This is a genomic window from Coprococcus hominis (ex Arizal et al. 2022), assembly GCF_040094675.1.
Classification (GTDB): domain Bacteria; phylum Bacillota; class Clostridia; order Lachnospirales; family Lachnospiraceae; genus Coprococcus_C; species Coprococcus_C hominis.
In genome coordinates this window covers 1-12,674 of sequence record NZ_JBBNHG010000037.1, presented here as the reverse complement: position 1 = coordinate 12,674, position 12,674 = coordinate 1, and the positions used below count along the sequence as shown (strand labels likewise).

Genomic DNA, 12,674 nt, shown 5'->3' with positions numbered 1-12,674 from the left:
TCTCATGTTTTTTCGGGCATTTTGGTTATAAATGGGTTATTTTTCTTGTCCGGAAAGCCTTACGAAATAAGGCTTTCATGAGTTATTTGTGCATGTTTTTGGGTTACAAACCGGTTTTTATCCAGTTCTTTCTTTGCTTCTTTCAACCTGGCAAGTTCTTTTTTCGCATCGTCATAGCCGGTATGCGTATAAATATTAAGCGTCACAGATACATCTGAGTGTCCCATCAGATATTGCAGAGTCTTTGGATTCATTCCGGAATTTGCCATGTTTGTACAATATGAATGCCTACAGATATGTGGAGTAATCAAGGGTAATTGTAATAAATGTTCTTTGTTGTACTTCTCTCTTGCATGCTGCATATACTTTTCCCAGTGAAGTGCAACCATTGGATTCCCATTCTTATCCAGGAACAAAAATCCCCCATATCCATCCACTGTTGGCTCTTTCTTCGTCTTTTTGCGATTCTTCAGAATACGAAGGAATGCATCTTTCACATCTTCTTCCATAGGCAGTAATCTGGTTCCACTTGTCGTTTTTGTGGATACAATCTCATACTTCATATCTCTGGTTCTCTGCAATTGATGATCAATTCGTATCACCTCATTCTTGAAATCCAGATCTCGCACGGTAAGTCCACAAAACTCTGAAATTCTAAGTCCCGTTTTAAACAAAATGTAAAATGCATCATAGTAACGGTTATAATGTGGATCATTCTTTACAAATTCCAGGAATCTTGCCTCGTCCTCTAAGGAAACTGCTTCTCTTTTCTGACTGTCATTGACCAGTATCGTACCAAGTTCAAATCCAAATGGATTCTTAAGGATCAGATCATCATCTACAGCCATCTGAAATGCCGGTCTTAACACGCCTCTGATCGAGTGAATTGAACTGTATCCTCTTCCATCCCTCTGAAGCTTAATCAGAAATATCTTCGCATCAGACAGCTTAACGTCATCCACCTTCTTATGAGAAAACTCTTCTTTTTTCAGCACATTTACGACAAAATTATAGTTTGCTAATGTATTGTGCTTCACTCCTGTTTTTAATGAAAGATATCTTTCCACCAGTTCAATCACCGTCAACTTGCTTCCGGTGATTCCCTGCATCTGTAAGGACTGTACTTTGCGTTCTTTCTCTCGCAGAGAAGCATCGGCTCTTCTTCCTTCCGGCATCTTATCCGATTCTGTTAATCTCCAACTATATAATATTTTTCGCTTTCCAAGTGAATCTGTGTATTTATAACGATATCTTCCACTTGGTTCCTGCCATTCTCCCTGTTGAAGAACTCTTCCTTTATCATCACGTCTCTTTGAAATCATATTCTACCTCCAAGGGGACGCAACATGATATTGTTAGTATATCACGTTGCCTCCACCTCGAACACCTCCTTCTTTTTTATTTTTTTATCTTTGTTTTTTTATATTGCACTAAGTGTATCTACAAATCGTTCAAATCTTTCTCTCTTAATCTGTACACGGTTTCCGTTCCACAACAGATATTCTGCATTGGGATTTTCGCTTACCAATTTACGAAGTTTCCCTTCCCCAATTCGAAAATATGCCGCCGCTTCTTCAATAGATAATGTATATTTCTTCCAGTATGGTATTTCATAATTACTCATCTGCTCATCTCCTCTCGCACATTTTTCTTTTATGTAAGTTCCTCTGACATTGGCGGCAGGCAAGGGGCTCTATACACGTTGCCACTGCCAATGCCTTTTTTTGCCAATGTAACTACTTAAGAATCTTTTTTCAGTGAAATTGTCTTTCTGCTTTGATACCATCCATAGATTAACTGATCCTCTAAATCTTTTCTCGCATCTCTTCCGGTTCTTGCCGAAATTTCATATGCCTGCAGCTCTGCTTCCAGTTCTTCCAGACACATCATTTTCCTTTTTCCCAGCAATTCAAGAATAAGCTTTTTGGCTTTTTCCAGTTTCGTCTCTTTCTTTGTTCCTGTATTTCCGGCAAGCAGATCATCAATGGAAATGTCGTATTCTCCCATCCAGATAAGTCCGTCATCGCTCAGAGAAAAGGCTACCGGATTTTCCTTTTTCGCCAAGGAATCCTTTTGCTGATAGACCACACGAATATCCTGGCTTTTCTCTTTCTCAACTTTTTCTACAAATAAAATACTTCTGACCGCCGCAGCGATATCCACAGATCCCAGTGTGCGATAATCACTCTGCACTCCAGATGCTTTGTTCAAATGACCAATCAGCACAATGGCGCATCCTGTACGTTCTGCTATATTACTGAGATTGCGAAACAACGGACGGATCTCATTGGCTCTGTTCATATCCACATTGGCTCCCAGATAGGCCTGTATCGGATCCATGATCATCAGCTTAACATTATTCTGCCTGATGGCTTTTTCGATTCTTTCATCTGTCATGGAAAGTTGCTTTTCTTCCTCATTGATAAAACGGACTCTCGTCATATCTGCTCCACATTTTGCAAGTCTTGGCTTGATCGTATCTCCGACACCGTCCTCTGCGGTTTGATAAAAGACATTGAATGGCTCGATTGGAAGAGCATTTGGAAGTTTTCTCCCTGCTGTACAGTATGCACAAAGTGCCATTGCAAGCCATGTTTTTCCTTTTCCCGGATTTCCCTGGATCAAAGTTACTTTCCCAAATGGGATAAATGGATACCATAACCACTGCACTACTTTTTCTTCCACATCTGACATTTTTATGACTGGGATTGGATTTTCTTCCTGTACTTGTTTCTTCTTCAAAGGGATTTCCTCTGCCATATCTTTTCTATCAATTCCTGCTGTCAGACATTCATTCCAGTCTTTCTTTACTGGTCTTAATCGCATCACCATCTTATCGTCAGGGATTTTTTCTGCAAGCTTCTCACAAGCGGCATTCCCGGCAGTATCATTATCCAGGCAAAGAAAAATCTTTCGGATTTTTTTATGATCTGCAAGATACTGTATCAACGCTTTTTCGCTGACTCCGCCCAATGAAATGTAGTGATGGGTTTCCCATCCATCTCCTGTGGCGCTCAGAAAAGAAAGCAGATCGATTGGTGCTTCAAAGACAAATAACGTATCATCTGTACCCGTGTGGCTAAATCCATATGCCTTTTCCGATCCTGGTGCATCTCCCCGGTATTTTTCTTTCGTTCCTCTTATGCCTGCATAACGAACCGTTCCTTTCGGATCGTAACCAATAAATATCACGTTGTGCTTTACCGCATCTTCGTAAATTTTCCCTTCTGCAAGCATCTGGTCAATAATCTTTTCAGAGATCTTTCGTTCTTTTATCAAATACTCCCTCACTCTGTCATTGTTTTCATATGCTTTTGGAAGTTGCAATTTCACTTTTTCTAAGGGGATGGGGCAGCCTTCATGGATGCCTGCATCCTCCTGTTCCATTTTCTTGACTTCCTGTTTATCTTCGCCGGGCAATTCATTGATTAATGTTTTTACAGCTTCCGGAAATGACATATTATAAAATTCCATTAAAAAATCAATGGGATGTCCTCCTTTACTTCCGCTAAAGCGATACCACTCATTATAATTGACTGTCAGACTGTCATGCTTCATCCATCGATATTCTTTTCCTGATTTCTTCAGTTTTTCCCCTCTGGCCCTCAGAAAAGAAACCAGATCTGTTTCATTTGCTCTTGCTATCTGTTCTTCTGTATATCTTGGCATTTTCTGTTCCTCCTATAATTCCACTCCATATGATTTTTTCTTTACTCTATCTTTCTTTTGAATCTGATCTCTGCATGCTGTTTTTTCTTCTGCAAGCAAATTCTCTGGATCTGGCTGATCTTCTATCTCCATCATTACCAGATCAACGGATCTTTGTACTTTCTGCAATGGCCGAAGCTTTTCCAGAACTTCCTTTTTCTCCGCTTCTAAAGTTTCTTTCTCCTCCGTTGCATTTTTCAGATACTTTTTCCAATTGGAAACCGGCACTTTTCCTTCTGCATTCCTGTTTCCCATGACGATCCTTTTCCCTCTGTGGTACCGATTCAGTTCTTTTGCATGCTCCTTTTTAAATTTTTCCTTGCCGAAAAATTTGTTTTTATACTCTTCATAAACCGGTCGAAATGTCTCATAATCATCCCATGCCTTTATCAACTTCTTCATCTCCTGAATCAAACTGTCCGCCTCATCAAGATCGTATTGCAAATCATGCCCTCGGCTGCTCAGTTCCTGAATCCGCTGTTCCAGTTCTTCTGGTGTATCAATATTTTCATCTGACAAAAATGCAATCGTCTCTGCAAGCTGTTTCAGATTTGTATTCATTGCTTTCTGACTTCCATATTGATAGGTTCTCGCCACTCGGTTTCTCTCGTCATAATATTGCTGCAAATACCCGGCCAGCGTTGGCTTCTGCACATAATGCATCTGCCTTTTCAGTTCATATATTTTTTCTGATATCCAGGATTTCAACACCGTGATTTCCATAACCATCTGATTAAACTGACTGATCAGCCGATTCAGATTTCCTAATGCAGTCCGGATTCCTTTTGCTTCCATTGCGCGTACATGTGGTCCTTCATGAATCATCGGGATTCGGTCAATCCCCCGTTCTTTGAAAGAACGTGCATCGACCCGAACAGATAATCCTTTTTCTTTAAACTTTTCATTGCACCGATTTGCCCAGTTTTTCCGCAAATAGATCAACATCTCCTTGCTACTCCATCCGGTTGTGGATACTGCGCGGTATGCCTGTTTTCCATTTTTATCCAAAACCGGATTCCCCTGCTCATCCATCACCGGTATCTTCTTTTCTTTTATCCCCCAGGTTCCATCTTCCTTCAAAGGACGGATTGGAACTAAGATGTGGATATGTGGATTAGGTTCTGCACCTTTTGACCGCACCGGATCATGAATTGCAAAATCGGCAATCATGCCTCTGGACACCAGTTCTTCCTGGACAAATGCTCGTGCCATTTCAATGTTTTCTTCCATGGAAAACTCGTTCATGAGCGTAATATCAAAGCTGTGAGCCAGCTGTGCTTTTCTTCCGGACTCTGCCCATTCCAACGCATTCCACAAAGTTTCCCTGTCAGCATATCCCCTGGGTGCATGATCCGGCAGACAAATTTCTGCCATGACCACGCCACGCTTTCTTGTAAAATCACTGGATTCCCCGTAATAGGTACTGTAGAGTTTTTCTCCTGAACGATAAGCAGCCTGGGCAATCACGGACTGTCCTCTGCTTCTCTTCACCTGTGTTAAATGAAAATGATAACTTGCCATCTCTTACTCCTTTCTGCGGGACTTCCAATATCCGGCTTCTTTTAAGTCTTCGATGGTACTTTGAAGCTCTGCCTCTCCTGCCTCTGCACGTTCCCTTCTTCCAACAACCATTTTTGCGATCTCATCACGAAGAACCGGATCCGAGAAAATCCTTTCTGCCAGAAGAAAGAACTCTGCTTTATCAAGCAGTTCCACATCTTTGCAGATACATTCAATCGCAGCTCCCCTTGTAATCAGGCGACTCACTCTCGCTTTTTTCGATTTATTCACCTTATATTCTGTAACATTCTGCAATCGCTGCATCTTGTGTTCTAATTGCAGTTTTTTCAATTTTTCCGCTTCGATTTTCGATTCAATCCCTGCGATTTCATTTTGTGTACGTGTTACATATTCCTGAAAATTTTCTTTTTTTGCCATAATCAACTTCCTCCTGTTATTTCTCTTTTCATGTTTCTTTTTATGGGTTAGGCATCTATGCCGGAAGGGATACCCCCTTCACCGGATGCAATCCGAAAACTTCTTTTGGAATAGCTTCCAGAAAGAAGTACCCTTCCGGAGGACGCACATACTTGCTAAAGTATATAAGTGCGCTCTTCCGCTTAAGCTCCAGAGATCTCTGTCTACTCAAACGGCAACTCTGCGTCTTCCGGCACACTCATAAATCCATCGTTCTCATCCTTTGGATTCGTATCGGATGCTTTCTTGCTTTCAGCAAAAAAATGTTCTTCTACAACAACATTGCTGCTATATCTTTTCACTCCTTCGCTGTCTGTATAACTTCCTGTGCGGATTCGTCCGCTGATGACAATCTTGGTTCCTTTTTTCAAATAGATTTCCGCAAACTCTGCATTCTTTCCGAATGTCACGCAGGAAATAAAATCTGCTTCCCTTTCCCGATCTTTTCCATATCTCCGTTCAACCGCTAACGTATATCGCGCCATTGCGGTTTTATTATCATCCTGCAAATCTTTAATCTCCGGAGCTTTTGTAAGCCGTCCCATTAAAATCACTTTGTTCATCTCATCTTCCTCCTTTTTTTGTTCTGATTTACTTGTTCCATATGAATCAGGCCTGGATTCAATCGAGAGCACGAAAACAATTTCTTTGCCACTGCATCAGACTTTCTTTTTTACGCCCTCATATAACGAAACGCTCAGAGGGTAAAATACAGTGGCAAATGTAAAAAATTTTATTTTTTTGTTTTTGTCTCTCACATATACAAAAGAAGAACGGTGTTTTTACAGGGTGTTGGCGAATATTTTTTTATTTTTGCGCAAAAAAATAGCTATAAGACTCCATTTTTGAAATCTTATAGCTTTGCTATTAATGACATTAAGTTGTATTTCTAATCATCAATTATTTCCCAATGTCCATTAGAACCACGACCAACAAATCGAACAATACCTATATCTTTGATATGACGTTTTACAGTTTTGGAACTTATTCCTAACATCATTGCCATTTTTTCTGTACTGATTTTATTATCCTTTTTTATCATATTCAATATTTGAATTTCCAACGGATTACTCTCTTTTTTCTGAGGGACATTCCGAGGGACATCCTGAGGGACATCCTGAGGGACATTGTAATTCAAATTTGGCATCACAACTGTAAACTGGTACCGATCTGATCTAAAAGACGGCTTTTTACTTTCATCATAGTTGATTTGAAATTCATAGCCTCCAATGATTTTTCCGAATCCACTACCTTTACGTTCCATATATCCCAGCCGATTAAATATATCTGCCAAAACCGGGTTTCTTCTCGTTGATGGAACTGTAAGTGGATCTCTGTCCTGAATAATGGAACCGTCCGGCATGCCTCCCGGCGAATAAATTTCCATACGATCATCGTAAATATCAATATGCACTTCACTACCATTCACAAGATAATCTCTATGGGCCAATGCATTAACCAATGCTTCATGATAACTACGTTCTACATATTCCGGCATTTCTTCTCTGGAATTAGCAGTCTTTCTCCACATTAATTTCGCATTTCTCTTAATAAAAGCTTCTCCATTATCAATTAATGACAAAACACTTCCAGAATATTCCGCATCGTCAAATGCATCTATTGTACCACCGCTTTTATTTAATCCATTCCACCGGGTACAAAATAATCTTGACCATCGAATAGGGCTTTCATCTGCAACCAAGGCTCCGGCATTTGTCAAATATCCTTGCTCATTCGCCAGCCCAAATGATATAAGATCTTTCTCATCAAAACTATTTCCTGTCCATTTTTTATATCTTTCCCGGAGTTTGGAAAAGGCAAAATCTTCCACTTTATACGTAGAAATCTGTGAATCATAAGATGTATTTCTACCGCGCAATACCAGTCTTTTCAATTCCGTTGATGTCGCTTTCACACTCTCGTTTCCAACACGAACATATGCTTCCAGCACACCATCACCCGAATAATAGTACGGTGTCTCTTCACCTTTGAAAATATCCAATAAAATTAATACTTTTCCATCTTCGACCTGTTCAAATCGAAGACGAAATTCTGGAATTGGATCCATCCTTGTCTTAATGATTTCACTTATTTTCTCAGCATCACTATTCGGATTCTCAAGTCCTACAATTTCATCATTATCGGCTATTCCAAAGATTAATGCTCCACCAAGTGTATTTGCAAAAGCACTTACGCTCTTACACCAACTCTTTGGTTTCTTCGCTTCCAAAGATAGCTTTTTGTCATATTCAGTTGCTTCACCGATTAATTGTTTTATATCCAAGCTTTCCACCAACTTTCTGCAATCAACGTGTTATTTCTTGCTTTCCATTCGTTCTCTAAGATCTGTTAGTTTTTCCCCCTGATAGCTAAAATATGCAGTTCCCTGTACCTGATAATCATATTCCAACAACTGCTGTGCTAATGCTGATAAAGATGTCGTAACTCCTTTATAAGCAATATGCCTATCGTCAATGACCTTCACAACCACCGATGCATCATTAATAAAAACCAATTCAGCATTCTGAGGAATGCCATATTTACTAAATCTGAATGGTCCACGCCTACTTTCTTTTGCGACTTCTGCAGCTGTTTCCTCATCCAAAATTTCATGTCCCTCTGGTGCCATTTTCTTCAATCGTTCTTCTGTTCCACTGATTTTTGCAATACTGTCCAGTAAGTCATAGGCATCTTCCGGGCTCATGGCATAAAATTCTCTTTTTCTCTCTTTTCCATCAAAATTTTCTATTGATCTTAAATCTGGATTCAATTTATCAATCAAATCATGTAAAACAAGATCTGTCAGATTTGATTCCACTTCATATACAGCATATGCACGAAATGCAAATGGAATAGTTTCACTTCGATTTAGTTGCTTCATTCTCTTTTCTAAATCTTTTGCATATCCTATTTTCACATAATCAGGGAATGATGGATTAGTCAGTATGTAAATTACTCCTTTACTCATTGCAGACACTCTCTCCCTACGTTTTATTAATAACAGATTTATAACATTTTATTCATTTCCATATGGTATTTTAGATTCTGCAACCATAGACAATGTATTCTGCTCATCAAGACTATACTTCACTGTATTATGCTCTGGCTCAGTAAATGTAGACGAACCACCGATGCCAAAATACTTTTCAAAGAAAATCTTCAGCTTGTCAATGACACCTTGTTTCTTCTTGGCTCTGCCACCACCGCCAAATCGTGAAATCGGTGGCATAAGTTTATCTATATCCGTTCCGGCTGTTTTTATTTCTCCGTCACGGAACGCATTTTCCATAAACTTCCGTGTATCTTCTGGTTTTAGCTTTTCTTCTGTGATAATCGCATTAAGGTCATGGTCACGCTGCTCCACCACAAACTCGTGCCATTCATTCACGACATCATCCACATCGTTGATTCCTGCAATAAAAGTTTCAATAAGCTGTTTCTTGCTACGCAGTTCCGGGCTGGCATCAATCGCCTTATTAATGGTAATCAGAACTTCCTTGTCTTCGCAATGGGTATCATGGTACTTCTTTACGAGCATGAGAATATAATCGATGTTAATTTCTATCTGCCGGATCAGTTCAATCTCAAATACTACATCATCTGTAATATCCGTACTTTCCTGACGCTTGCGTTTCCACTCATCACGTAAGTCCTGATAACGACCAAGATAATCCTGTAAATCACGTTCGGAAATCAGCTCATTCCCCTTGAACTCGTCAAAGGAAAGCAGGAGATTTCTCATACGAAGAATCGCACCAAACAAAGCAATAAAATCCTTCTGATTCTGCTCTCCGACAATCTGTGGGTCTGACAGAGGAAACTTATTGTTCAAATCTTCCACCATATCCACATATCCTGGCATTGGCTTGCCATCTACAGATTCATATCCGTAATAATAATCCTTAAAGCTCTGCAATAGAACAATCCCTCCGGCATTCTTGTCTCCAAACAGGGAAATAGCACTATCCACACGCTTTTGCAGATTTCGGAAACATACAATATTTCCAAAGGTCTTGATAGAATTCAGAATGCGGTTGGTACGGGAAAATGCCTGTATCAATCCGTGCATTTTCAGATTCTTGTCTACCCACAACGTATTCATAGTTGTGGCATCAAAACCTGTAAGGAACATATTTACTACGATCAGAATATCCAGTTCCTTGTTTTTCATACGAAGCGACACATCTTTATAGTAATTTTGGAATTTATCACTTGAGGTATCGTAATTCGTATGGAACATTTTATTATAATCGTCAATAGCTTCTTCCAGAAATTCTCTGGATGGCTGATCAAGGGCAGAGGTATCCTCTGAATTTTCTTCATCCAGAATACCATCTGATTCTTCCTCATTTGCCCCGAAACTAAAAATAGTTGCAACTCGCAGTTTTTTGGTAGGATCTGCTACCATCTGCTTTTTGAATTCCTGATAATACAGTTTTGCCATAGGAACGCTTGATACTGCAAAAATGGAATTAAAACCGCTGATACGCTGTTTCTGCTTGATCTCCTCTACCTCGTCCCGTTTGGCAGAAGCCACCTCTGCAATATTAGTCAGCGTATTGTATATGTAAGTTTTATCCCCACGATAGGTCTTCTGGTCAAAATGTTCCAGTATATACTGTGTTACAATTCGGATACGTTCAGGAGCCATCATAACCTTTTCACGGTTAATGTCCCATACCATCTCGTCTGTTATTTCTTCTTCCACATCCATCGTTTTAATATAATCCACCCGGAATGGAAGAACATTTTTATCGTTAATCGCATCCACAATCGTGTAGCTGTGGAGCTGGTCTCCAAAGGTCTGACCTGTAGTAAAGAATTCTGGATTTTTTGCTCTGCCGGAATTAACAGAGAAAATCGGTGTTCCTGTAAATCCAAACAGATGATATTTCTTGAAATTCTTCACAATCGCAGTGTGCATATCGCCAAACTGACTACGATGGCACTCATCAAAAATAATAACGATATGTTTCGTATACACTTCATGTCCCGGATTCTTTTTTATAAAAGTAGCCAGTTTCTGGATTGTAGTAATAATGATGTGTGCATCTGGATCTTCCAACTGCCGTTTTAATATGGTTGTCGAGGTATTGCTGTTGGCTGCCCCTTTTTCAAAACGATCATATTCTTTCATGGTCTGATAGTCCAGATCCTTACGGTCAACCACAAACAGCACCTTGTCAATATACGGCAGCTTCGATGCCAGTCTTGCCGTCTTGAACGAAGTCAGCGTCTTGCCGGAACCTGTGGTATGCCAGATGTAACCACCACCCTCGACACTGCCGTACTTCTTATAATTATTGGCAATTTCGATGCGATTGAGAATTCGCTCCGTAGCTGTAATCTGGTACGGACGCATGACCATCAGCATATCCTCTGATGTAAAAATACAGTATTTCGTAAGGATATTCAGAATCGTATGCTTTGCGAAAAAAGTCTTTGTAAAATCAATCAGATCAGGGATTACACGGTTATTGGCATCTGCCCAGAAGCAGGTAAACTCAAAACTGTTACTGGTCTTGGTCTTACTTGCTCCCCGTTTCTCATGTTCTTTTTCTGCATTCCTTCTGGTACTGTTGGAATAATACTTTGTATTCGTGCCATTGGAAATAACAAAAATCTGAATATATTCATACAATCCGCATCCTGCCCAGAAAGAGTCTCTCTGGTAGCGGTTGATCTGATTGAATGCTTCACGGATAGCAACTCCTCTGCGCTTCAGCTCAATATGCACAAGAGGAAGACCGTTTACTAATATGGTAACATCATAGCGGTTGTCATGCTTCGCGCCATTTTCCGTGCCAATCACACAGCCCAGGCTGCCCTCTCTGATGCCAGTGGCAGCATTCACCTTGTACTGATTGATGACCTGCAGCCTGTTGTTATGGATATTCTTTTTATCTATGAGTGTAATATTCTTGGAAGAACCGTCATCACGAGTCAGGACTTGGACATTGTCCTCCTGTATCTTCCTAGTCTTTTCCACAATATGCTCATTTGGATTGGCAACGGCATTTTTGAAAAAATCATCCCATTCTGTGTCTGAAAACTGATAGTTATTCAATTCCTCTAATTTCTTACGGAGATTGGCAATCAGGTCTTTCTCCGTGTGAATCGGCAGATATTCATATCCCTGTTCACAGAGCAAACGGATAAACTCCTGTTCCAGTGCTACTTCACTCTGGTAACTGTCAGAACGCTTCTTGACTGGCTCATATTCTGTGACAACAGTATTCTCCGATGTCTCTGCTACAATATTAAAGTACGGCACATCCTCGCCTCCTTACTTTGGTAATTCTTTAAAGGATAACAGCTTATCCCTGTAATATTCATACTGCTTCTGACGTGCTTCGATTTCTGCCGGAAGTCCTGCGGACAGGTCATTGCAAATACTATGAAATTTATTCAACACATTCACAATCTCCTGCTGTTTTTCTATACTCGGAACAGCAAGCTGATACTCTGCAATCGTTTTTCCCGTTAAGGATGCTCTGGTTGTAAATGCACAATGGCTTGTAACATACTTTCTGAAATCTTCCGTAGCAAAACAAAATGCACAATATTCCGGCAACAGATAATTTGTTTTTGGAGTTGCTTTAATGGTAAATCCATTAAATACACAACCACCAATATCATCAAGCATTACTGATGACCACCCCACGTCTTCTGCCGTCTCTGATGTTCTGGTAAAAAACACATCTCCACGGTGAACTCCCAACTTTTCAATTTCTGCCGGAGTACATTCAACCAGTGCGGTAATATCCTCTTCTTTAAGGAATCTGTTATTATAAACATCTGTATATCTGATAAAAGGAATACCAGAACCAAAGAAATCCTTTCCTTTGCTCAATCCATTACGGAAATCAAATAGACTTCCCATCGGCAGTGTAACATAACCAAACACATACTGAATGAGCTTAATTGCGCTCAGCTCTGTCTGTCTGTCTGTCTGTCTGTCTGTCTGTCTGTCTGTCTGTCTGTCTGTC

At 40.1% G+C, this 12,674-nt stretch carries 10 protein-coding genes; all 10 read right to left on the bottom strand.

Annotation, left to right across the window (positions count from 1 at the left end; genetic code table 11):
• Window positions 1-59 precede the first annotated feature (59 nt).
• Window positions 60-1,322 (bottom strand): site-specific integrase, encoded by a 1,263-nt coding sequence (locus AAAT93_RS11205; protein ID WP_055238700.1) that lies wholly within the window; start codon window positions 1,320-1,322, stop codon window positions 60-62.
• A gap of 98 nt (window positions 1,323-1,420) precedes the next feature.
• Entirely contained in the window at window positions 1,421-1,624 is a 204-nt protein-coding gene (locus tag AAAT93_RS11200; RefSeq protein WP_118030255.1) for an excisionase, read from the bottom strand.
• 116 nt (window positions 1,625-1,740) lie between these two features.
• Window positions 1,741-3,669, bottom strand: a complete 1,929-nt coding sequence (locus AAAT93_RS11195) for an AAA family ATPase (RefSeq protein ID WP_055238698.1) — start codon at window positions 3,667-3,669, stop codon at window positions 1,741-1,743.
• A 12-nt stretch (window positions 3,670-3,681) separates the two neighbouring features.
• Complete coding sequence (mobQ, locus tag AAAT93_RS11190) at window positions 3,682-5,229, bottom strand: MobQ family relaxase (protein ID WP_055238697.1); 1,548 nt, start codon at window positions 5,227-5,229, stop codon at window positions 3,682-3,684.
• A gap of 3 nt (window positions 5,230-5,232) precedes the next feature.
• Window positions 5,233-5,646 (bottom strand): DUF3847 domain-containing protein, encoded by a 414-nt coding sequence (locus tag AAAT93_RS11185; RefSeq protein ID WP_055238696.1) that lies wholly within the window; start codon window positions 5,644-5,646, stop codon window positions 5,233-5,235.
• A 203-nt stretch (window positions 5,647-5,849) separates the two neighbouring features.
• Window positions 5,850-6,248 (bottom strand): single-stranded DNA-binding protein, encoded by a 399-nt coding sequence (locus AAAT93_RS11180; protein WP_055238695.1) that lies wholly within the window; start codon window positions 6,246-6,248, stop codon window positions 5,850-5,852.
• Between the two features lie 326 nt (window positions 6,249-6,574).
• Window positions 6,575-7,978, bottom strand: coding sequence for an ATP-binding protein (locus AAAT93_RS11175; protein WP_306723536.1), 1,404 nt, complete (start codon window positions 7,976-7,978; stop codon window positions 6,575-6,577).
• Between the two features lie 21 nt (window positions 7,979-7,999).
• On the bottom strand, window positions 8,000-8,653 hold the full coding sequence (locus AAAT93_RS11170) for a GIY-YIG nuclease family protein (RefSeq protein ID WP_055238693.1): 654 nt from the start codon (window positions 8,651-8,653) through the stop codon (window positions 8,000-8,002).
• A gap of 48 nt (window positions 8,654-8,701) precedes the next feature.
• On the bottom strand, window positions 8,702-11,959 hold the full coding sequence (locus AAAT93_RS11165) for a type I restriction endonuclease subunit R (RefSeq protein WP_148885348.1): 3,258 nt from the start codon (window positions 11,957-11,959) through the stop codon (window positions 8,702-8,704).
• A gap of 12 nt (window positions 11,960-11,971) precedes the next feature.
• On the bottom strand, window positions 11,972-12,674 hold a 703-nt coding region (locus AAAT93_RS11160; protein ID WP_227573299.1), incomplete at its 5' end, for a restriction endonuclease subunit S.